The sequence below is a fragment of the Paenibacillus sp. KS1 genome (genome assembly GCF_001680695.1).
In the GTDB taxonomy this organism is placed as follows: domain Bacteria; phylum Bacillota; class Bacilli; order Paenibacillales; family Paenibacillaceae; genus Paenibacillus_B; species Paenibacillus_B suaedae.
Window position 1 is genome coordinate 51258 of the sequence record NZ_MAIS01000023.1, and the last position, 21926, is coordinate 73183.

A 21926-nucleotide genomic window follows, 5' to 3' on the forward strand; every position below is an offset into this window, starting at 1 on the left:
ATCGAGAAGAAGCTTCGAGTTGTCTTTTGTGATTTCGACGGAACGATAACTGAAAATGATAACATCGTGTCGATTATAAGACATTTCGAACCGCCTGGATGGGACAAAATCGTGCAGGACGTCATCCATGAACGCAAGTCGATTCGTCAAGGGGTCGGTGAAATGTTCGCCCTGCTCCCTTCTTCATTGCAAGAAGAGGTTATTCAATACGCCGTAACACAGGCACGTATTCGCCCTGGTTTCGAGCAATTTGTTCAGTTCTGCCAAGCAGAAGGGATCGAATTATATATTACAAGCGGCGGCATCGATTTCTTCGTGTATCCGCTGCTGAAGCCTTATCAAATATCTATCGATCACATCTATTGCAATGGCAGTGACTTTCGTGGTGATAAGATTCAGATTACATGGCCGCATTATTGTCAGCCGCCATGTACGAATGATTGCGGGATGTGCAAAACAACTATCGTGCGCCGCTTCCCTAAGGATCAGTATGAGCGTATTGTCATTGGCGACAGCGTCACTGATTTTACAGCAGCCAAGTTAGCTGATTTCGTGTTTGCCAGAGCTCAATTAATCGAACGATGCGATGAGCTTCAGCTCCCATATGCGCCGTTCCAGACGTTTTATGATATTATTGAACATTTGAGTCATTCCAATACACATATAACTCATCCGTAGATCGGCTGAGAAAGTGGATAAGTGAAGGGAGCCAACCTATAGAATGAATACGCATACGCTCACTTTAGAGCAGAAGCAGTGGGCACTTGCCGAGCTGCGAACAATCAAAGAGCAATTTGCCAGCCGCCACTGGTTCCCAGGAACAAGCGGTAACCTCTCCGTTCGTGTTGGCGACATACAGGAAGAACACTTCCAATTTGCCATCACAGCCAGCGGCAAAGACAAATCGGTTCATACTCCCGAAGATTTCCTGTTCGTCGATGAGAATGGCCGTGCAACGGAAGCCACTCATCTCAAACCTAGTGCCGAGACCTTAATTCATTGTGAAATCTATCGACTCACTGGATGTGGTGCCATCTTCCACGTACATACGGTATTCAACACGATCGTATCTGATTTATATGGGGATCGTGGTGCTGTACCCGTCGAAGGCGTGGAATTAATTAAAGCGTTTAATATTTGGGAGGAAGACGCAAAAATTCACATCCCTGTTGTACCTAACTACGCTGATATCCCCCGTATCGTACCCTGTGTTACAGCGTCTCTTAACCCCCGTATTCCGGGTATTCTGCTGCGGAAGCACGGTATATATGCTTGGGGTGCCAATGCCTTTGAGGCCAAACGTCATTTGGAGGCATTCGAATTTTTGTTCGAATATGTATACCGCAAACAAGCACTTCATCAATAAATTCTAGCTATTGTTCCATAAAACTGAATAAGGCCCTCAGTCACAATAGACAGAGGGCTTTAAAATTCATGTGTAGGAATACAACACCTATATGCAAGGAAACCACATATCCCAATAGGGTTGATACGTTGGAAATAACTCCAGCGTATCTGGTTGATAACCACGATAATGACGCATGTAGCCCGCTAAATAAGAAAAGGATGAGGAATGTGGGCCAATAAAATAAGGAGCATGAATACATACGAGCCAATCGACCAAAGCTTGTTCCTCTAAACATAAGGAGTCAAATTTCTGCTTCAGATCAGGGCATCCTTTTAACACTATTTTTTTATTATAAATCATAATATCCCCGTTTTTTTCCTGTGTCCCTTTTGCTATAGCTGCATACTCTTCATCCAATAAACCGGATGCTAAATATATGGCTGATACCTTTTGCTTAGCCTCCATACAAGCATAAATACAGTGAAGCTGACTTTCCGCATAATGTTCTAGGCCCATACTTTTTATATCGGAAATTAGCAATAAATCTTTTTCAATTCTTAGATGAGCCGCTATCCACTGATGCTTCTCGGACACGGAAGCGATAATGAAATTAGATAATTCTACGATATGCTTAGCGAAAGGAAAGGCATTGGCAATGAACAATCCGCTATTTTTATTTTCGATTGCAGACATCTGGCGGATGGCATACCTTTTACAGTTAACCGCTTGATTACGTACTTCTGCATGTACTTCTTCAGCGCGTTTCACATCAATCTGTCGACTTGACAGTAATTGCCGCAACGCATGTACATCAACGAAGCAATCGATTGCTATGCTTCGAAAATACGGAGTAACATCAAAATCAATCGAGGTTCTCGTTTGAACATTTTGTAATAGGATTCCTGCAGGAGAGCCCTCGCTCGCATGATATAGCGCTTCACCAACAGCACGAAAAACGGACATTAACTGATTGCAAAGTCCTTCTGATCCTTCTGCACTATTTTGAAAATAAATCATGCGTTGTTCCTCCATAGCGATCTAACAAAACTCACATATAAGCTGAATGAGAGCTCCAGATTGAATATATCGTCGTTACGAATTACTAAAGGAAAGTCAACAAATAAAGGTAAAGATCCAGATAAGAACAATATATGTAGAGGCTATATCAAATGAGAAGTAAAAGGCGGAGATTTTTTAAACATTTCCATATCAAGGTCAATATCAAGCTATCAGTGTTCGTCCATTGATACATGATCGTAGAACCAGAACCGAATAAGATTATTATCTGAGATTGCCGCCGAAACACCATTACAGCCTCTCTGCAGCAACCTCAAAATTATTTTCCCATGCAAACTTACAGGAGCTCATACCTCATCTTCCACTAGAACGGAATTTCTGTGTATAAGCCTTCGCATCTTCAATCGAACGAACGCGGTTGCGGCTCCATTCCAGCAGGATGCGATCCACATAGCGGAAGTGCACCTTGCCTGCAAAGACGGCTTCCTTCAACGCCAATAAGATCAGTTCCTCTGGATAGTGATCCTGATCAATCCACCCAGCTATCGTCTCACATTCCATTGGTGAAAGAGGACGACCGAATTCCTTCTCGAATATATTGAACAGATTCGGCTGATCCGAATCCGTTAAGGCAGATGATTGTCTGAGTCGCTGACGTTCCGTTCGTATCTCTTCCGTCACGAGCACAGCCATTTTCTCCCATAATCCAGTCAGATTATAACGCTCATATTGAATATCCGTAGCCGCATCGATCTCCTCATCAATGCTGATAAAGCCATCTTTCAACAGGCGCTGAAGTGATTTGATCACAAGTTCTGGGGCTGTTCCCATTCGTTCCTGCAGCTCATCAATCGTCGGAAAGTCCTTCATTTCCTGCTGCTTAAAGCCTATAAGCTGAATGAGCAGCATAGCCTCCGTATCGTTCAGCTTCAACTGTCGATAACAGCGCAGCAGATGGTACGGCACACTGATGCTGCCTGATTGCATGCCTAGCGCCATCCCTTTAGCAAAGGTGCGAAAAGCGTCTCCACTCATACAATAAATCCCCTCTCCGCTTCACTACCCCTCTATTGTCTCATACGAACGGCTATTTGATAAGCACTAAATTGGCAACGTTTTCAAACAGTAGAAATAGGGCTTTGTCACTAGTGAAAAAAACGCCCCGCATCGCTGTTGCGATACGGGACGATCTTCATAAACTGTAAAACCAAGCAATATGCTTATGGGTACAAGCGATACAGCAAGCGAGGGAACGGAATTGTCTCACGGACATGATCCAACCCACAGATCCAAGCTACTGTACGTTCCAACCCGAGTCCAAATCCGGAATGTGGAACTGTACCGTATTTGCGCAAGTCCATATACCATTGGTACGCTTCTGGAGACAGTTCATGCTCCTTGAAGCGCTCTTCCATTAAGGCAGGATCATCAATACGCTGAGATCCACCAATGATCTCTCCGTAACCTTCTGGAGCGATCATATCCGCACACAGAACAACTTCTGGACGGTTCGGATCTGGTTTCATATAGAAGGCCTTGATGTTCGTTGGGTAATGCGTGATGAATACAGGCGTCTCATACTTCTCAGCGATTGCCGTTTCATGCGGTGCACCGAAGTCCTCACCCCAAGGAATATCGTATCCTTGCTCTTGCAAGAATTTGATTGCTTCATCATACGTAATGCGTGGGAATGGCGCTACACATTTCTCCAGCTTGGAAGTGTCGCGGCCAAGCGTTTCCAGCTCTGGACGGCAGTTCTTCAGCACAGATTGTACGATATGCGATACGAATTGCTCCTGTACCTTCAGGTTCTGTTCATGATCGACGAACGCCATTTCCGGCTCGATCATCCAGAACTCGATCAGGTGACGGCGCGTCTTCGACTTCTCAGCACGGAACGTTGGTCCGAACGAGTATACCTTACCGAGTGCCATTGCAGCAGCTTCCATGTACAGCTGACCACTCTGTGTCAAGAATGCATCTTCTTCGAAGTATTTGGTATGGAACAACTCTGTCGTCCCTTCACAAGAAGAAGGCGTCAGGATCGGAGGATCCACCAGTGTGAAGCCCTTCTCATCGAAGAATTGCTGTACCGCGCGAATGATTTCTCCACGGATCGTCAAGATGGCATGCTGCTTCGGTGCACGCAGCCACAAATGACGGTGATCCATCAAGAAATCAACACCGTGTTCCTTCGGTGTAATTGGATAATTCTCTGTAATCTGAATGATTTCCACATTCGTTACAGTCATTTCAAAACCGGACTTGGAACGTGGCTCTTCACGAACTGTCCCGGTTACATACAAGGAACTCTCTTGTGTTAAGCTCTTCGCCGCTTCCCAGACTTCCTCCGGCACTTCACTTTTTACTACAACACCCTGGATAAATCCAGTACCGTCACGCAGCTGCAGGAATTGAATCTTGCCACTGGAACGCTTGTTGTGCAGCCAGCACCCCATGCGGACTTCTTCGCCCACATGACGGCTAACTTCGCGGATGACACAAGTCGTCGTCATCGATCGCTCTCTCCCTTACGCATTAATTATTTCGATTCTTGTACAAGGCGGTAAGTATCCCGTGCAATCATAAGCTCCTCGTTCGTAGGAACGACAAGAACTTGAACCTTGGAATTCGGAGTCGAAATGAGACGCGGCTCTTTCGAACGAATCTTATTCAGCTCCGGATCAATTTCAACGCCCAAGAACGTCAGCTTCTCGCATGTTGCTTCACGGATTACGATGGAGTTCTCACCCACACCTGCCGTAAATACGATCACATCTACGCCGTCCATCGCTGCAGCATATGAACCGATGTACTTGCGCAGGCGATATACATACATTTCGAATGCCAAAGTAGCATTTGGTTCGCCCTCAGCCATTGCATCCGTAATTTCACGCATGTCGCTGGACAAGCCAGAGATTGCAAGCAAGCCGCTATGCTTGTTCAACATGGAGTTGACTTCGTTGACCGTCAAGTCTTCCTTCATCATTGTGAATGGTACGACAGCTGGATCCAAGTCACCGCTGCGCGTACCCATCATCAAGCCTTCAAGCGGAGTCATCCCCATCGAAGTATCGATCGATTTGCCGCCTTCAACCGCTGTCAAGCTGCCGCCATTACCGATATGGCAAGTAATGATCTTCAAGTCTTCGAGCGGGCGTCCAACAACTTCGGCCGCACGTTGGCTTACATAGTTGTGGGAAGTCCCGTGGAAGCCGTAGCGACGAACTTTGTGCTTCTTATAGAGCACCTTCGGGATCGCGTACATGTATGCCTTCTTAGGCATCGTTTGATGGAAAGCAGTATCGAATACAACGGCTTGCGGTACGTCCGGCAAGTTCGTTTCTACTGCCTTAATTCCCATCATGTGAGCAGGGTTATGCAGCGGAGCCAAATCGAACAGACGACGGATTTCCGCTTTGACTTCGGAGTCAACCAATACGGAATTGCTGAACGATTCACCGCCGTGAACGACACGGTGTCCAACAGCTTCAATCTCATTGATCGTCTTAACTACGCCAACCTTAGCATCTGTCAGCTTGTCCAATACTTTACGAATCGCAATCGTATGGTCAAGAATTTCGCTTACTTCTGTAATTTCATCCGTGTGATGCGGTTCGTGAATGAGAATGGAGGAATCCATTCCGATACGTTCTACACGGCCTGCTGCCAGTACCGATTCTTCCTGCATATCATACAGCTGATATTTAAGTGAGGAGCTGCCTGCATTGATTACGAGTATTTTCATAGTCTATCCCCATCCTTATCATACTTGAAAAATCCGACGCCCGATTTCACGCCGAGGTGGCCTGCGCGCACCATTTTTTTCAACAATACGGACGGACGATATTTAATATCGCCGAACTCGCGGAACATGCGCTCCAACGCTGCAAGTATGGAATCCAAGCCGAAACGGTCAGCCATTTCAAGCGGCCCGTATTGGAAATTATATCCGATTCTCATTGCGCTGTCGATATCTTCTGCAGAAGCGACGCCTTCTTGCAATTCATGCAATGCCTCATTGATGAGAAGGCAGATCATGCGTGAAGTCACAAAGCCTGGCGACTCATATACCATGATGCCTTTCTTTTGCACAACTTCTTCAACGAAACGTTTTGTTTCATTGAAAGTAGTGTCAGAAGTTTTCAACCCGCGGATAATTTCCACGAGATCGACTTTGGAGACCGGATGAATAAAGTGCATGCCAATAACACGCTCAGGATACTTCGTTGAGCTTGCCATTTCTGTCAAGGACAGTGTTGATGTGTTGCTCGCCAAGATAATGCTGCTTGGACATACGCGATCCAGTTCAGCGAAGACCAATTTCTTCGCTTCCAGATCTTCAGATATTGTTTCAATTACCATATCGCATGCACTTAGTTCCGCCAGATGCGTCACTTTATGTATGCGCGAAAGAATTAATTTTTTTTCGGCCTGTGTGATTGCCCATTTTTCAAGCTGCTTATCCAGGCTCGTTTCAATCATTTCATACGCGTGGTCCAGCTTCTCCGGCGATTGCTCCACCAACAGCACGTCCAAGCCTTTGACAGCAAGCATTTCTGCAATGCCTTGGCCCATTGTACCGCCGCCGATGACGCCGATCTTTTTGAAAAACATGGTTTCTTCCACCTTTCCTGTTGCTATGCTCTGCATAGTGTACCCGAGATGATGGTTTCGTTATCAGTGCATAGGTACCTCACCTTATCTTATCATGAATATGAGAGCAAAAAAGAAAAACCAGCGTGAAATCACGCTGGTAATTGTTTCTTGTCACATAACAGACACCGGAACGTATCTCCGTTCACCAATTCCTCTTCCAATAGACGCTGCAAACATCGCTCAAAAGCATCTCGGTGCTGTTCCAACAATTCACGCGTTCGATAGGTCAAATCTACCATAATCGTCTGCGTTTCTTTTGTCAAGACATCTGGTGAGAGATGTTTCAAACGGACAATGCCGAGATCCGTCAATCCTGCATTCACCATCGTCTCTACAATGTTGAGTGCTTGATCGAAGTCCCCCTGTGAGCCCGTACTGCGGTTGCCGTAGAACAACTCCTCTGCTACCGATCCGCCCAGCGCAATGATGATTTGCTCCTCAAGAAATGGCTTTGTATACAGGTAACGATCTCCCTGTGGTTGATGTCGAACATAGCCTAATGCTTGGCCGCGAGGGCTTAACGCAACTTGAGATACGCTTCCCGGCCGGACAAGCTCTGCGGCTATCGCATGTCCAAGTTCATGAATCGCCACCCGGCGTCGTTCTTCCTCATTCGTCTCTCGATCACTCTTCTCTCCCATTAACGTCTTATCAATCGCAAGCGAGAGATGCTCCATCGTAATCGCCTCTTGCTCCTGACGCATTGCATAGATAGCCGCCTCATTCAGGACGCTCTCTAATTGAGCGCCTGAGAAGCCGAACGTTTCTTCTGCGATTTGCTCCAGACTTACTTCTTCCGCCAGTGGCTTATTCGTAGCATGCAGCTCCAAAATATGCTTGCGTCCCTTCTTATCCGGCATATCTACTTGGATATGACGATCAAAACGGCCTGGGCGCAGCAATGCACTGTCCAGCATCTCTTTACGGTTCGTGGCCGCCATTACCAGAATACGCGGTGACTCATCTGCGTACAGTCCATCCATCTCCGTCAACAGCTGGTTGAGCGTTTGATCATACTCTTTTTGTTGTCCACCTTCACGCTTGCCGCCGATCACATCAATTTCATCAATGAAGATAACTGCATTTTGTTTTTTCTCTTTCTCTGCACGCTGTCTTGCTTCCTTGAACAGCTCTCGTACACGTCCCGCTCCGACACCGACATACATCTCAACAAACTCACTGCCTGACACACCAATAAATATCGCGTCTGCATAATGAGCAGATGCTTTCGCCATTAACGTTTTCCCCGTTCCTGGGGGGCCAGTTAACAATATTCCTTTCATTGGACGAATCCCGAATTTACGAATGTCATCTGGCCGTACCAGAAAATCAAGAGCTTCAATCAATTCATTCTTGGCTCTATCCTGCCCGCCAATACGCTCGAAGCTCATTTCACTAATCTGATTATTGCCTGACTTCGCACGCCCTGACGAACGCGCCAAGCCAGCTTGTCCTCTGCGATTTACAAACAGCAGAAGAGCACTGATCGCGGCAACTGCCGCGATGACCGGCCATATATTAACTCCAAGATAACTGACAAATAATATCGCTGGGATTACGATCCCTAATGCCAATTCCCAACTACGAACGGATTGCCGTTGCTTTTTCATTAGGCCATACCCCCACAGGCGATGCTTGCAAAGGAAGCAATACGGTCTTGCTTCCTTTCTCATCCTTGAGTTGAATATACACATATCGTGAATCCATTTCCGTTTGGATCTGAATACCTGGATTTTGCTGCTGCAGTTCCTTCAACCTAACAGGAATATCGCTGTATTTCTGATGTACCATTGCATCTGCAATGTCGAACATTGCACGTGACCATAACTTATCGATAAGCGGCGTGCTCTCATCATTCAAGTATTCCAATTGTACTTTTTTCCCGCTCGAATTCTGTTGCAGCTCGTCCGACACTCTTTCAATCAGGCTGCTAATATTGGTGCCATCCTTGCTCTTCAGCTTCACTTGCAGCGCATCAGGATACCATTGAACATCATACTGCGTAATTTCAGCATGCTGCTTCAATACTCGTTCCACAGGCTGCTTCACGAAATTACGTTCATACAGTGTCCAACCTCCAAATAGTGCAACAGCTGTCGTGACCATAATGAGCAAAGTAGGCATGATTCGAATCTTTTTCGCCATGCTGAAACCTCCTGTTGCAAATATATATCAATACCCCTAGTAATCTCTTTCTGATATATCAAGAGTATATCACATATGTCACTTCAACTATGGATGTAATGTGTACCATGATTGCCATCGAAATGGATTTACTCCAATACAAAAAGCGCTGCTGCTTCGCATAGCGTACAATATGTACGTCATATGCAAAGCAGCAGCGCTGCAAAATCGCCTATTACTCGTTATTGGCTAACATTGAATACGTTATTTATTAGGCAGCGTATAGACATCCCCTATTGAGGAACCATTCGCAAATGAATAGAAATGATAGAAGTAATGAACAACCCCTTGTTCATCCTTGCGTTTGACCAATGCCTGCCATACATATTGATCATCCTTAAATGCTGGCGTAATGCGGATTACATCCGCATCCGGATATTGGGCTTCTATCTGGGCTTGAATCGTCTCTTTAGAGGTTGATTCCGCCATAGGAGTTACCTTATCAGGGAGTACCCACACGGTCTGCTCCTTACCATGTTCGTCAGTTCCCCGCACCATGTATACGACTTGATCCCATACACCCTTCTCCACTTCTGTCACATTTACGAGCTTCACTGCTTCATTCGCCCGCTTTATTATTTCCGCTTCCTTGACCCGTTCGTCCTTATTGATGTATTGCACATACTGATAAGTGGCGAAGAACAATCCGACTAGAAATAAGAGAACGAGTACCGGAATCAACCACTTCCAATGCGACCTCCGGCGTACGCGTCTTCTCTGCATGAATTCTCCTCCTGCCTATCTTGCCAGCAAGCCATCAAAGCATTGCTGCGCCTCGCGAAGGATTCGTTCTTCATCCATCGTCAAACATTCCCCATTCTTCACAACCTGCTTGCCGTCAACCCATACATGCTTGACATCTTTCGCAGACGCTGAATATACCATGTGGGATACCAAGTCGGTATGTGGCAGGAAATGAGGCTGATCAATATCTACCGCAACGAAGTCAGCCTTCATGCCTACTTCAAGCGCTCCAATATCGTCAAGACGAATGGTCTGCGCGCCATAGATCGTACCCATGCGCAGCGCCTCTGCAGCAGGAACCGCAGTTGGATCGCCGGACACCCCTTTATGAATCAAGGCCGTAAGGCGAATTTCTTCGAACATATCCAGATTGTTGTTGCTTGCTGCACCGTCCGTTCCCAAGGATACAACAACACCCGCACGCAGCATCTCAGGAACACGAGCGACACCGCTCGCAAGCTTAAGGTTGCTTCCTGGATTGTGGGACACCGCAACTTGATACTTCGCAAGCGTCTCAATCTCTTCGTCCGTCAAATGGACAGCATGCGCAACGAAGGAAGGACGGGAGAAGAATCCGAGCTTCTCCAAATGCGCAACCGGACGCAGTCCATAATCCTTCACATTCTGTTCAACTTCTGCCTTTGTCTCTGACATATGCGTGTGCAATGGCAAATCCAGATCATGAGCAGCCTGTACGAAGCTCTCAATAAAGGCTGGAGGACAAGTATATGGAGCATGCGGCGCCATAATCGTACGAATGCGGCCATCTGCCTTCCCATTCCAATCCTTCGCGAATTGAATCGCCTCGTTCAGCTTCTCGCGCTGTACATCCTCTGGGCATAAGCCAATCGCACCGCGCATAAGCGATGCACGGATACCGGATTGCTCACATACCTTCGCTACTTCGTCCATGTAGTCATACATATCTACGAAGGTTGTTGTACCGCCCTTCAGCATTTCGATCACAGACAGAGCAGTTCCCCAATAGACATCATTGGCCGTGAACTTGCCTTCCATTGGCCACATTTTCTCCTGCAGCCATGTCTGAAGCGCCAAGTCATCCCCATACCCACGAAGCAGAGACATTGCAGCATGCCCGTGTGTATTAATAAGGCCTGGAATGAAGAATAGACCTTTGCCATCGATGATTTCAGCATCAGCTGCTGCATATTGCTCTGGCAGCTCCGATCCAATATGAACGATGCGATCATTCTCAACAACCATGAACCCATGGAATGAGGACTGCTTCGCAGTTGGAGACAAATCGGCGAACATGCCGTTTTTAATAATGATTCGGTGTGTCATTCGGCGGGTACTTCCTTTCCATTATCAGATAAATAATAGGCCAAACTGAACAAATCCGTTGTAAAATCGGCAGTATGCACACGGATATTCGAAGGAACCCTCAAAATGACAGGCGCAAAGTTCAAGATCGCTTCTACTCCCGCCTCTACAAATTGATCAGCTACATACTGAGCTTCTGTAGCAGGAACCGTGATAATCCCGATACGGATTTGCTTCTCGCGTACCGTCGTAATTAGGTCAGACATCGGCTGAACTTTCAGGTTATTTATCTCGGTATTGATTTTGGATTCCTGTGCATCGAACACTGCAACGATCTTCATATTATCTTTCAAGTATACGGTGTAGTTACAGAGTGCGTGACCTAATTTACCTGCACCGACCAATCCAACATGGATAACTTGATCCAGTTTCAAAATATGTCTGATTTGTTGAATCAAATACGATACATCATACCCAATGCCCTTGCGGCCGAAGTCGCCGAAATACGCTAGATCCTTCCGAATTTGCGCAGGATTCAAGTTCAGCTTCTGTCCCAAATCTTGAGAAGAAACTGTGAGCACTTCTCGCTGCTTCAATTCCAATAGATGACGTAAATACACGGGTAATCGCCGAACGACAGCTTCTGATATCTTTAGTGCTTTCATTCTGAACAAGCCCCTCTCATCGCTCTCCAATGCCTCTTTGATTATGGTCTAGCCACGTATCAATACGTGGTACAAGTTGTTCTGTTGCCATATGCTCCATTTTTGGGCCAGGCAGCGAGTAAAGAAAATGTTTGCCGTAGCTTGTCTCTATTACACGAGTGTCATAAATGATGACAATTCCCTTATCCTGCGTCGTACGCACAAGGCGGCCGAATCCTTGCTTGAAGCGAATTACAGCCTGTGGGACGGAATATTTGCGGAATGGATTCTGATTCATCCGCTTCAGCCGATCGCACTTCGCTTCCACGAGTGGATGATTCGGTGGCTGGAATGGCAGCCGTACAATCGCAAGACATGTCAACGCATCTCCTGGAATATCAACGCCTTCCCAGAAGCTGCTCGTTCCTAGCAGGACTGAATTCGGCTGATCTCGGAATCGGCGTGTCAGCTTGCTTCGGTTGCCGCTGTCAATCCCTTGTCCCAGCACTTGAATGCCATGCAGGCTAAGCGCCTCCTTCAGCGGTTCATACACATCCCGCAGCATGCGGTATGACGTGAATAAGACAAGCATACGTCCTTCTGTTACCTTGGCTACATCAGCCAAGGACTGCATCAGCGTCGAGTTAAACTTGGCATCTGATGCTCCCTTCACACTAGGGAAGTCACGCGGGATGACAACAAGTGCTTGTTCCCGGTAGTTGAACGGCGACGGAAGTATGACCGTATTTAGACGACCATCCCGTTCCGCATCCTTCAAGCCAAGCTGTTCAGCTACGAATTGGAATGATTTATCAACGGACAATGTAGCCGAAGTTAAGATTACGCTCTTCTTCGGCTCGAAGAAGTATCGCTTCAACGCTTCGCTTACATCGACAGGGACCGCATACATTTGCATTGATTTATGCTTGTATTGGAGATTGCCTTCCATCCAGTACACGGTATCCGCATCCTTGCCTTGCATAAATTCACGGAATTCATCGCGAAGCTGCCCTATGTCCTTGAATAAACCTGTCACATCAGCCGTGACGCCCTGCACTTCATCATCATCATAATCCTTCCATTCATTGACGAGCTTCTCCCCCGAACGAACAATATCACTTAAACGCGTGTGAATATCGCCTTCGAGCTCCGATACGGAGCTCCATCCATCAGGACGATTGCCAGATGGCAGCCGGAGAACAGCTTGCCCGCCTTCCGCCTGCCCCGCTTCATTCATGGAAGGAAGCATTTGATAGAGCAGCTCATGCAGCCGATCCCATTGATCCTTAACATCGACAAGCTGTGTTAACAGCTTCTCAATCCCTTCAGCCCATACGAGCGCTTTTTCATTGCCTGACAAGCGAAGACGCTGCTGCAGCAATACAAGCGCACCATTCTTGCTGTCTTTGAACAATTGGGTCAGCGGATGAATGAGTGAAAAATATTGCAAGTGAATGCCTAAATGTTTGCCTGCCGTTTCTTCGAAGTGATGTGCTTCGTCTACGACAAGCTGCTCGTATGCGGGGAGCAAACGATGCTCCGCAATCACGTCCGTAAACAATAGGGAGTGATTCGTTATAATTATGTCCGATAAATTCGCATCATTCTTCGCCCGGTGGTAGAAGCACCGACGGAACCAAGGACATGCGCGATTCAGACAGGAATCACTATCACTGGCAACGGTATCCCAGAAGTCTGCACCCTTATGAACGAAATGCAGTTCTTCATCATCTCCATGCTCCGTCTGACTGAGCCACACCAGCATTTGGGCAGCTGTCAAACTATCATCGCGTGCATGTACATACTCTCTATTACTTATTTTATGTTCAAATTTTCTCAAACACAAATAGTGACTGCGGCCTTTTAATACGGATGCCTTAAATGGAACCGGCACAATCTTCTCCAAGAGCGGCAAATCACGCTGTCTCAGCTGTTCTTGCAGATTGATTGTGTGTGTGCTAACAATCACTTTGCTCTCTTGAGAAACACTCTGATATATGGATGGCAGCAAGTACCCAAGCGACTTGCCGGTACCAGTACCCGCTTCGATTAGCAGGTGATGCTCTTGTTCGAAGCACTCCATCACTTCATTGAACATCTGCTCCTGCGATTCGCGCGGCTCATAATTATCCAAGCGGCTTGCCAGATTCGTCTTGACCTGATCCAGGAACTGAGCGAAGGTTACTCCCTTAAGCGGGTTCTCTGCTGAAGAATCACGCGGCGCCTCCGTCTCTGTCCAATCCGCTTGCTTCAACGTCAATTGGCGGAACGGATAATACCCTTCTTCTTCTGTCCAATCAGACACCTCACGCTCCTGAAGCTTCTCTGCAAGCAGCCATTTCAAATCCCGCTCCTCTTGATCGCCAAACACATCAACGACGCGCTGTAGCGTCAATAACGGAAGCTGGTCAATCGCTTCTAAGCAGCGAATAAATATATCTGCTGTCGCCCGCGCATCACTGTCTGCTTGGTGCGGGCGATCATGAACAATCCCCATCTCATGTGACACAGAACCAAGCTGGAAGGAAGGCAGCGATGGAAAGAGGATGCGAAGCAGCTCAATTGTATCTAATATACGACCTGTGAACGGCAAATATCCCGTCTGTTCCAGCGCCCTGCATAGGAATTGATAATCGAAGGCCACATTATGGCCGACCAGTACGACATCCCCTAGCAAAGGAACAAGCCCCGTCATGGCATCATCAATATCCGGAGCATCCTTCACATCTTCCTCGGTAATGCCAGTAAGCTGCGATATAAATTCCGGTATGGGAACAGTTGGCCGCACAAGCGTATGATATTCGCGTTCTATCTTCAAATCATGGCCAAGAATAACCAAACCAATTTGAATTATTTCATCGTTCGGCTGACTGCCGGTCGTCTCAAAATCCAAAACAGCAAATCTCATCTCAATAGCTTTCCTCTCACAATTTCTGTTCTTAGCATAACAGATGTTCAGGCGTTTGGAAATGACTAGAGGGAAACATCTGTGCGTATTTTTTCCACACAGTCGTTCCCCTCCGATGTCATGAATCATTGATATTACATGCATGTTATTGGATATGCATCATGTGCTCGCCGCCGAGTTCAAAATGACCGCTTTTGGACTGGCATACCTTCAAATTCATAATCGGTTCCGGCAGAGCCGGATCCCATTCATGCGCCTTCAGGAAGCATGCTTCTGCCTGTGCAAACTGATGCTGCTTCGCATGAATGCAGCCAAGCGCATTGCAGGCAATGGCCTTCATGCTGTTTTTGTCAGTCAAAGGTATGATAAGTTGAAAATGATGTCCTGCTTCCTGACAATTCCCTAAATGCAAGTGCGACATCGCCAAATACGCGCGCACCTCGATATTCTCTGGCTGAATCTTAGCCGCCTGTTCCAAAAACATAACTGCTTCCTTATACATCATGAGCAAATAATACCCCTGACCCCGCTGATAGGGATCCCCATAGTCCGGAATAGCTATTTTGCTCTCCTTCACTGGGCATGGCTGTACGGGGACTGAGCTTCCCTTGCCTGCTTTGGGCCTTAACAATGACAGACGCTCTTCGAAGCGCAGCCATTCCTCCACAATATGGTCACTCATGGAGCGAAGCAGCGACACTTGATGATCGAGTTCCTGTTTTTGCTTTCCCTTCGCATGCGGGTATTGAGCAATCACTTCATCCAACAGTTCATTTATGGTCTCGAATACATGTTGCAGCACGATTCCATCCCACCTTCACAAGTGTTGCGTATCGTTGTCTTATCGGCTCACGTTCATTGTGTGCCTCACAGCTAAGTTTCATTCGGTGCTCCAACGATTCCCGTGCGCTGGCTTCCGTTGTCAGCGAAGCAGAGCAGCAATACGTCCTGCATGGTAGCGCAAGCAAGCAATTCGGCCATTAATCATGCCCATAATCGAAATGCATTAACGAATAGTTGAATGCTCTTCTGTTAGTTTCATTACTTCAACAGGCTTGTTATCATCATCAACAAAAACAATATTCGGCTTGTATTGACGCGCCTCTTCATTCGTCATGGATGCGTAAGAAATAATAATGACATTGTCCCCTGGTTGTACCAATCGAGCTGCCGCACCATTCAAGCAAATCACCCCTGAATGCTTAGGCCCTGGAATCACGTAAGTTTCTAAGCGAGCTCCATTATAATTGTTTACGATCTGAACTTTTTCATTCGCCCAAATATCAGCCAGCTCCATTAAATGCTCATCGATCGTAATACTGCCAACATAGTTCAGATTTGCTTCTGTCACCGTAGCACGGTGAATTTTGGATTTCATCATTTCGCGCATCATCTAGCTCACCCTACTCTCCATGAGTTAACATACGATTATCAATTAATCTTGTCCGACCGAATTTGACTGCAAGTGCAATCAAAATATTGGTGCTTCGCTGATCTAGCGACATCTCAGGCGCCAGTGGCTCCAAATCTGGGAAGCTCAATACTTCTACATAGTCGATGTCTGCCAGCGGCTGCTGTGCTATCATGCCCTTCATCTTCTGCTGAAGCATTGGGGCTGTCAGCTGCGGATTCTCTTCAAGCCAGACGTCAACTTGACCCAGTGAGCGGGATAGTACGAGCGCTTGTGTCCGTTCTTCCTCAGACAAATACACATTGCGCGAGCTCATTGCCAGACCATCTGCTTCGCGTACAATCGGACATGGAACAATCTCAACTGGGAAATTCAAGTCCTCCACCATGCGCTGAATGACAGCAACCTGCTGTGCATCCTTCATCCCGAAGAAGGCTTGATCTGGCTGCACGAGGTGGAACAGCTTCGTAACAACGGTTGTCACACCGTCAAAGTGAACCGGTCGCGTAGCACCGCACAGCGGACTTGTAATGTCATCCACATGCACTTTGGTTTTGGTAGGTGAAGGATACATCATGTCTGGTGTTGGCATGAATACGATATCGGCACCATGCTTCTTCGCTACCGCCAGATCCCGCTCTTCGTCACGAGGGTACTTCTCATAATCTTCGTTCGGCCCGAACTGAATCGGATTGACGAATATACTTAGGACTACAATATCGCATTGACTGCGAGCCTTGCTTAACAAGCTCGCATGCCCATCATGTAAATACCCCATCGTCGGAACGAAGCCAATGGTTGGGTCTCCGTCCGGTCGTCTATGTTCAAGCTTCATGCGACGCAGCGCGTCTCTCAGCTCTTGTATGGAATGTACTGTGATCATGGTGTCTGCACCTTCCCACTTCCGTATAATTGTCCTGCTAATTCCTCATCTGCAGCGAATACATGCTCCTGGGCTGGGAATGTGCGCTGCTTCACTTCTTCTACATAAGAAGCAAACGCTTCACGAATGGTCGTTCCTACATCCGCATATGTTTTTACGAACCGCTTAGGACGATAGTCTGCATCATATCGCACGATATCATGGAATACGAGCACCTGCCCATCACATTTGACACCGGCTCCGATTCCGATTGTCGGAATCTCTAGCCGTTCTGAGATATAAGCAGCCACCTCATCCGTCACAAGTTCTAGTACAACACCGAAGGCTCCCGCCTCCTGCAGTGCTAGGGCATCTTCAAGCAATCGCTGTGCATCTTCCATCGTCTTGCCTTGGATTCGATATCCTCCAATTTGATGTACCGATTGCGGTGTCAAGCCGATATGTCCGAGTACCGGCACACCTGCCTGCACACAAGCCTTGACCATAGGTGCAATCTCCGCTCCGCCTTCCATTTTCACAGCTGTTGCGTGTCCTTCTTGCATAATGCGGCGAACCCCATTCAGCGTCTCAGCCACTGTGCTGTGATAAGTCATGAATGGCATATCAGTCACAATAAACGTGTTCGGCGCTCCCCGGCGCACTGCGCGGGAGTGGTATACCATATCATCGATCGTAACTGGCAATGTAGAATCATAGCCTAGCACGACATTGCCCAAGGAATCACCGACGAGGATAATATCGACGCCCGCTTCCTCTGCCAATCGAGCAGTAGGATAATCATAGGCTGTCACCATGGCAATGGGTTCGTTTTGTTTCTTCATCGTTTTCATTTTAACAATACTTAGCGGCTGCTTCGGTTTGTTCATTCTTTCTTCATCTCCTTCAACGTCTCTTTGGCGCATTTCAACACAATCTTCCATCGTCTCTCTTACCTGATAGCTGTTGCTGTGCGCATTTTTCTTAGTGTGTGCAAAACAAAAAACCTTTTAGCATTTCCACTAAAAGGGTCCATAAGAAAAAAAGAGGTCGCAAGCGGACGTCCTCCTGTCTCGGTCCCTTCGGCTCAGAGCAGAAACGTGCTACACGTTCGTCAAGGAATATGCACTTCTCTTCAATCTTCCTTGCTGTGTGTGGCCGGTGCGGTTCCGCGAGGATACCGCCAAGCCGACACTTATTATACCAGAGTTTATTCCTACTTACATCACGTAAAGTGTACATCCCCGGAAAAAATTTTCCGGTAACAACCATCCTCGCCCAGCACGATAAGCGCTCCGGAGTCATCAAGTCCCTGTGCAACCCCAGATACAATTCCGTTCGGGGTCGTCACCGACAGACTGCGTCCAATGGTTACGCTTTGCGCTTCCCATAGCGTACGGATCGGTGCAAATCCTTGCTCAACATACAGCTTGTATAGCTGCTCTAATTCAAATAAGCACTCTGCAAGCAGTGAAGCACGATCAATTTCCTTACCTGCTGCAATTTTGAGAGAGGTCGCAATAGCCTTTAATTCTTCTGGGTAGTCATGTTCATCCAAGTTCACGCTTATCCCAATTCCGGCGATGACATGAACGAGCCGTTCATCTTCAGCAGAGGATTCCGTTAGAATGCCGCATACTTTTTTATTTTCATGCAGGATATCATTGGGCCATTTGATGCCTAAGTCTACTTCTGTTACACGCTTCATGGCGCGGCATAACGCAACTGCAGCTAGCAGCGTCAGATGCGGCGTGAATTGAAGCGGAATTTGCGGGCGGAGAATCAGGCTCATCCATATTCCCTTGCCTGCGGGTGAGTGCCAGTTTTTCCCATGACGACCTCGACCTACTGTCTGCTCCTCTGCGATAATGACCGCACCGTCTTCCGCTCCTTGCCGTGCCCACGCAGCCGCTTCGTTCTGCGTCGACTCCGTACGGGCAATGATGCGAAGCTGATGCCCTAGCTTGTTCGTCTTCAGCTTCGTCAGCAGTGACATTTCGTCAAGCCGCGTTGGCATTTGAACGAGTCGATAGCCCAGTTTCGGCACAGCTTCGAATTCGTAGCCCTTCGAACGAAGACGGTTGATTTGCTTCCACACGGCGGTCCGTGATATATCAAGTCTCCGGCTAATCTCTTCACCGGATATAAACTCTCCTGGATGCTCTTTGAACCATGCTAGTAATTGGTCACTCATTGTTCATTCCACGCTTTCCTTACGTAGTCAAGCAGAGCCTCGCGCTCATTAGCAAGTTCCCCTAATGCTACGGAGAGCCATACCTGCTCCAAGCATTGGCGTAGCCATGGCCCTGCCATCCGTTCTGTGGCTTGCAATACATCCGAGCCCGTCAGGGCAATATCTCGCAAGCCCCGGACGGGAATGCCCTCCAGCCAAGCCTCGCCGTGCTGGAGGAACGGCTGCATTGCAGCCGCATACTCGCGCGCCGCCCCAACGCCCAGTAGGGCGCGGCGGCACGCGAGTGCATCGCGGAGACCTTGTTCGCCGACAGCGAACAGGGTCTCCGCGAAGGAGCGGCGCCACGCGTCCAAGGCGCCGCTATCTTCCCCGGCCGCGGCCAAGGCGGCAGTGCCGCCAGCCGCGAGCCGGGCGTCCGCGCGCAGGACGGCCAGCATGGCGTCCTGCTGCGCGCCCGAGCAGCGCAGCGCCTGCACAATGCGCTGCGCCTCCGCTTCGTCGACCTCATGCCCAAGCAGCAGCAGCGCCATGCGCTTCTCGGCCGTATCCACCTGGCCGAGCGCGCACAGCAGCGGCTGCCACACGGCAGCATCGGTCGACGCAAGTGCTCCCAGCGGCTCCTTCGTATGACCCAGGAGACCGCTGCGCACGAGCAGCCCCCATCCGCGCGCCGGATTCGGTCCTGCTGTAAGCTTCCACAGCTCGTCCCGCACGCGTTCCATCGCAACGAATGCGAGCGTCTCCCTATTGACCCGCAGCGCCTTCCAAGTCGACTTGGCGAACACGCCGCCAAGCAAAGACGCAAAGCGCACGCCCCGCATCATTCGCAGCGCATCCTCGCGGAAACGCTCCTCGGCTGTGCCGACACAACGGATGATGAGCCGTCTCAGATCGGCTTGTCCACCAAATGGATCATGAATGCACCCGTTCACATCCTTAGCCATCGCATTAATCGTGAAGTCCCGTCTTCTTAGATCCTCATCTAGATCATCAATAAATTCGACTTCCTCTGGCCGACGGTGCCCCTCATACGCTGCTTCCTTGCGAAAGGTGGTCACCTCATAGGTATTCTGCGGCATCACAACAGTTACCGTCCCATGCTGCAGCCCTGTTGGAATCACCTTTGGGAACAAAGCCACTACCTGTTCTGGGTGGGCGGATGTCGCGATATCCACATCATAGATCGGCCGCCCGATCAGCGGATCGCGGACACAGCCCCCAACCATATAAGCACTGAACCCCGCTTCCAGGAGACAGTTCATCACTTGTTCCGCTTCCTGGAACAGCGAGTTATCGGTCAAGCCGCCCCTGCTTCCATATTCATCGCCCATCATCAGGTCTCCTCCCATCAATACATACAAGAGCGCGCAACGGAGATGGCCATTGCGCGCATTCGACGTGTGGTGGTAATGGGTACGGTATACAGCAGATCACCCTCAGCACACCGGCTTCGGATCCAATGCTTCCTTCCCAAGCACACGATAATAAATTTGTTCATATTGCCACGTAATGAGATCGTTGCAGAATACATGTCGTGCCCGATGCAGACATGCCTCATGCATCTTCTGCGACAATTGCGAATCAGACAGCAGTCGAATCGCATAATTGGCCATCGCCGCTGTATCTCCTGTTGGCGCTAAAAAACCCGTCTCTCCATGGCTCACCAGCTCTGGTATGCCCCCCGCTTCGGAACCGATCGTAGGGACACCGCAAGCCATTGCTTCCAGGGCCACTAACCCGAAGCTCTCCTTCTCGGATGGGAGCAGCAGCACATCTGCCAGCGAAATCACCTGTGCGATTTCATCCTGCTTGCCGAGGAAATGTACGCGATCTTCCAGTCCTAACTCTCGGATGCGGCACTGAACCTTCGGCATGTCTGGCCCTTCTCCGACGAAGACGAGGCGTGACGGAACTTGCTCCTGAACCTGATTGAAAATATCCACCACATCACTCACCCGCTTAACAGGGCGGAAGTTCGAGATATGCATCAATATTTTCTCATTCGGATAGGCGAAGTCGGCACGGAATTGAGCAACTTCCCTTGGATAGTACACACGCTTATCAACAAAATTGTACGTAAGATCAATCGGACGTGTAATATCAAGCAATTCTCTTGTTTCTTTAATTAAATCATTCGATACAGCCGTAACCGCATCACTCTCATTAATGGCGAAGCGAATCATATCCTTGAGCGATTCGTCTTGAGCCAATACCGTTATATCGGTTCCATGCAGGGTAGTGACTACCTTCAGCCCTGGGTGGGCCATTTGCTTCGCCAAATAAGCGCATACCGCATGCGGAACCGCGTAATGAACATGCAGCAAGTCAAGCTGCTGCATATTTGCCACTTGTGCCATCTTGCTTGCCAGAGATAAATCGTAAGGAGGATAACGAAAGACATAATAATCGTTAACATCGACCTCGTGATAATGAATATTCTTCTGAAAGCTTGCACCTAAGCGAAACGGAATATTATGTGTAATAAAATGAACCTGATGTCCCCGCTCAGCCAATAGCTTGCCAAGCTCCGTCGCCACAACACCAGAGCCACCGAGCGACGGATAACACGTAATGCCGATTTTAAGACCTTCGTTCATAGCTGTCCCCCCCTTTTCGCCATTCCCTCACACGGATCACTATAAATGTTGTTCAAAAAGTCCGCTTTTGATCACGA

General features: G+C 48.2%; 20 protein-coding genes. 2 read left to right on the top strand and 18 right to left on the bottom strand.

All coding sequences use genetic code 11. The features are described 5' to 3' along the window. Entirely contained in the window at positions 1-678 is a 678-nt protein-coding gene (locus BBG47_RS10085) for a 2-hydroxy-3-keto-5-methylthiopentenyl-1-phosphate phosphatase (protein ID WP_065291654.1), read from the top strand. 43 nt (positions 679-721) lie between these two features. Further along, positions 722-1366: a methylthioribulose 1-phosphate dehydratase gene (gene mtnB / locus BBG47_RS10090; RefSeq protein WP_065291642.1), complete on the top strand. Its 645-nt coding sequence runs from the start codon at positions 722-724 to the stop codon at positions 1364-1366. 87 nt (positions 1367-1453) lie between these two features. Here the strand turns inward: mtnB and BBG47_RS10095 are convergent, their stop codons facing one another. The 18 genes from BBG47_RS10095 to bshA form a co-directional block, all read right to left on the bottom strand. Next, positions 1454-2365 (bottom strand): O-fucosyltransferase family protein, encoded by a 912-nt coding sequence (locus BBG47_RS10095; protein ID WP_065291643.1) that lies wholly within the window; start codon positions 2363-2365, stop codon positions 1454-1456. Between the two features lie 354 nt (positions 2366-2719). Next, positions 2720-3400, bottom strand: coding sequence for a DnaD domain-containing protein (locus tag BBG47_RS10100; RefSeq protein ID WP_021254641.1), 681 nt, complete (start codon positions 3398-3400; stop codon positions 2720-2722). Between the two features lie 185 nt (positions 3401-3585). Continuing rightward, a complete protein-coding gene (gene asnS, locus BBG47_RS10105) occupies positions 3586-4881 on the bottom strand; it encodes an asparagine--tRNA ligase (RefSeq protein ID WP_021259164.1) in 1296 nt (431 codons plus the stop codon). Positions 4882-4907: 26 nt separating this feature from the next. Further along, positions 4908-6113: an acetate kinase gene (locus BBG47_RS10110; RefSeq protein WP_065291644.1), complete on the bottom strand. Its 1206-nt coding sequence runs from the start codon at positions 6111-6113 to the stop codon at positions 4908-4910. Continuing rightward, positions 6110-6982 (bottom strand): 3-hydroxyacyl-CoA dehydrogenase family protein, encoded by an 873-nt coding sequence (locus BBG47_RS10115; RefSeq protein WP_021254644.1) that lies wholly within the window; start codon positions 6980-6982, stop codon positions 6110-6112. The genes BBG47_RS10110 and BBG47_RS10115 overlap by 4 nt, the downstream gene beginning before the upstream one ends. A gap of 131 nt (positions 6983-7113) precedes the next feature. Further along, positions 7114-8634: an AAA family ATPase gene (locus BBG47_RS10120; protein WP_021254645.1), complete on the bottom strand. Its 1521-nt coding sequence runs from the start codon at positions 8632-8634 to the stop codon at positions 7114-7116. Further along, complete coding sequence (locus tag BBG47_RS10125; protein ID WP_065291645.1) at positions 8606-9169, bottom strand: quinolinate synthase; 564 nt, start codon at positions 9167-9169, stop codon at positions 8606-8608. Before BBG47_RS10125 ends, BBG47_RS10120 begins: the two co-directional genes overlap by 29 nt. Positions 9170-9412: 243 nt before the next feature. Beyond that, positions 9413-9931, bottom strand: a complete 519-nt coding sequence (locus BBG47_RS10130) for a hypothetical protein (protein ID WP_021254647.1) — start codon at positions 9929-9931, stop codon at positions 9413-9415. A 15-nt stretch (positions 9932-9946) separates the two neighbouring features. After that, complete coding sequence (locus BBG47_RS10135; RefSeq protein WP_065291646.1) at positions 9947-11257, bottom strand: amidohydrolase; 1311 nt, start codon at positions 11255-11257, stop codon at positions 9947-9949. Beyond that, the gene (locus BBG47_RS10140) at positions 11254-11901 is read right to left on the bottom strand and encodes a redox-sensing transcriptional repressor Rex (protein ID WP_021254649.1); all 648 of its coding nucleotides are present in this window, start codon (positions 11899-11901) and stop codon (positions 11254-11256) included. Before BBG47_RS10140 ends, BBG47_RS10135 begins: the two co-directional genes overlap by 4 nt. Before the next feature lie 16 nt (positions 11902-11917). Beyond that, positions 11918-14788 carry an ATP-dependent DNA helicase DinG gene (gene dinG, locus BBG47_RS10145; protein WP_065291647.1) on the bottom strand — a complete coding sequence of 957 codons (2871 nt, stop codon included), beginning with the start codon at positions 14786-14788 and terminating at the stop codon, positions 11918-11920. 145 nt (positions 14789-14933) lie between these two features. Beyond that, positions 14934-15590 (bottom strand): tetratricopeptide repeat protein, encoded by a 657-nt coding sequence (locus BBG47_RS10150; protein WP_065291648.1) that lies wholly within the window; start codon positions 15588-15590, stop codon positions 14934-14936. Positions 15591-15794: 204 nt separating this feature from the next. Continuing rightward, entirely contained in the window at positions 15795-16181 is a 387-nt protein-coding gene (gene panD, locus BBG47_RS10155; protein ID WP_065291649.1) for an aspartate 1-decarboxylase, read from the bottom strand. A 10-nt stretch (positions 16182-16191) separates the two neighbouring features. Next, positions 16192-17082, bottom strand: coding sequence for a pantoate--beta-alanine ligase (gene panC, locus BBG47_RS10160; protein WP_065291650.1), 891 nt, complete (start codon positions 17080-17082; stop codon positions 16192-16194). Continuing rightward, on the bottom strand, positions 17079-17948 hold the full coding sequence (panB, locus tag BBG47_RS10165) for a 3-methyl-2-oxobutanoate hydroxymethyltransferase (RefSeq protein ID WP_021254654.1): 870 nt from the start codon (positions 17946-17948) through the stop codon (positions 17079-17081). Before panB ends, panC begins: the two co-directional genes overlap by 4 nt. Before the next feature lie 335 nt (positions 17949-18283). Next, positions 18284-19252 carry a biotin--[acetyl-CoA-carboxylase] ligase gene (locus BBG47_RS10170; RefSeq protein ID WP_065291651.1) on the bottom strand — a complete coding sequence of 323 codons (969 nt, stop codon included), beginning with the start codon at positions 19250-19252 and terminating at the stop codon, positions 18284-18286. Then, positions 19249-20586, bottom strand: a complete 1338-nt coding sequence (locus BBG47_RS10175; protein ID WP_254659795.1) for a CCA tRNA nucleotidyltransferase — start codon at positions 20584-20586, stop codon at positions 19249-19251. Before BBG47_RS10175 ends, BBG47_RS10170 begins: the two co-directional genes overlap by 4 nt. Positions 20587-20688: 102 nt before the next feature. Further along, positions 20689-21849: an N-acetyl-alpha-D-glucosaminyl L-malate synthase BshA gene (bshA, locus tag BBG47_RS10180; RefSeq protein WP_044355307.1), complete on the bottom strand. Its 1161-nt coding sequence runs from the start codon at positions 21847-21849 to the stop codon at positions 20689-20691. Between the last annotated feature and the right edge of the window lie 77 nt (positions 21850-21926).

Coding starts and splice junctions, on each gene's coding strand:
- bshA (WP_044355307.1), bottom strand. CDS start 21,849: ATGAACGAAGGTCTTAAAATCGGCATTACGTGTTATCCGTCGCTCGGT.
- BBG47_RS10100 (WP_021254641.1), bottom strand. CDS start 3,400: ATGAGTGGAGACGCTTTTCGCACCTTTGCTAAAGGGATGGCGCTAGGC.
- panD (WP_065291649.1), bottom strand. CDS start 16,181: ATGATGCGCGAAATGATGAAATCCAAAATTCACCGTGCTACGGTGACA.
- BBG47_RS10110 (WP_065291644.1), bottom strand. CDS start 6,113: ATGAAAATACTCGTAATCAATGCAGGCAGCTCCTCACTTAAATATCAG.
- BBG47_RS10170 (WP_065291651.1), bottom strand. CDS start 19,252: ATGAGTGACCAATTACTAGCATGGTTCAAAGAGCATCCAGGAGAGTTT.
- BBG47_RS10130 (WP_021254647.1), bottom strand. CDS start 9,931: ATGCAGAGAAGACGCGTACGCCGGAGGTCGCATTGGAAGTGGTTGATT.
- panB (WP_021254654.1), bottom strand. CDS start 17,948: ATGAACAAACCGAAGCAGCCGCTAAGTATTGTTAAAATGAAAACGATG.
- dinG (WP_065291647.1), bottom strand. CDS start 14,788: ATGAGATTTGCTGTTTTGGATTTTGAGACGACCGGCAGTCAGCCGAAC.
- BBG47_RS10095 (WP_065291643.1), bottom strand. CDS start 2,365: ATGATTTATTTTCAAAATAGTGCAGAAGGATCAGAAGGACTTTGCAAT.
- panC (WP_065291650.1), bottom strand. CDS start 17,082: ATGATCACAGTACATTCCATACAAGAGCTGAGAGACGCGCTGCGTCGC.
- BBG47_RS10115 (WP_021254644.1), bottom strand. CDS start 6,982: ATGTTTTTCAAAAAGATCGGCGTCATCGGCGGCGGTACAATGGGCCAA.
- BBG47_RS10125 (WP_065291645.1), bottom strand. CDS start 9,169: ATGGCGAAAAAGATTCGAATCATGCCTACTTTGCTCATTATGGTCACG.
- BBG47_RS10140 (WP_021254649.1), bottom strand. CDS start 11,901: ATGAAAGCACTAAAGATATCAGAAGCTGTCGTTCGGCGATTACCCGTG.
- BBG47_RS10120 (WP_021254645.1), bottom strand. CDS start 8,634: ATGAAAAAGCAACGGCAATCCGTTCGTAGTTGGGAATTGGCATTAGGG.
- BBG47_RS10135 (WP_065291646.1), bottom strand. CDS start 11,257: ATGACACACCGAATCATTATTAAAAACGGCATGTTCGCCGATTTGTCT.
- asnS (WP_021259164.1), bottom strand. CDS start 4,881: ATGACGACGACTTGTGTCATCCGCGAAGTTAGCCGTCATGTGGGCGAA.
- BBG47_RS10175 (WP_254659795.1), bottom strand. CDS start 20,586: ATGATGGGCGATGAATATGGAAGCAGGGGCGGCTTGACCGATAACTCG.
- mtnB (WP_065291642.1), top strand. CDS start 722: ATGAATACGCATACGCTCACTTTAGAGCAGAAGCAGTGGGCACTTGCC.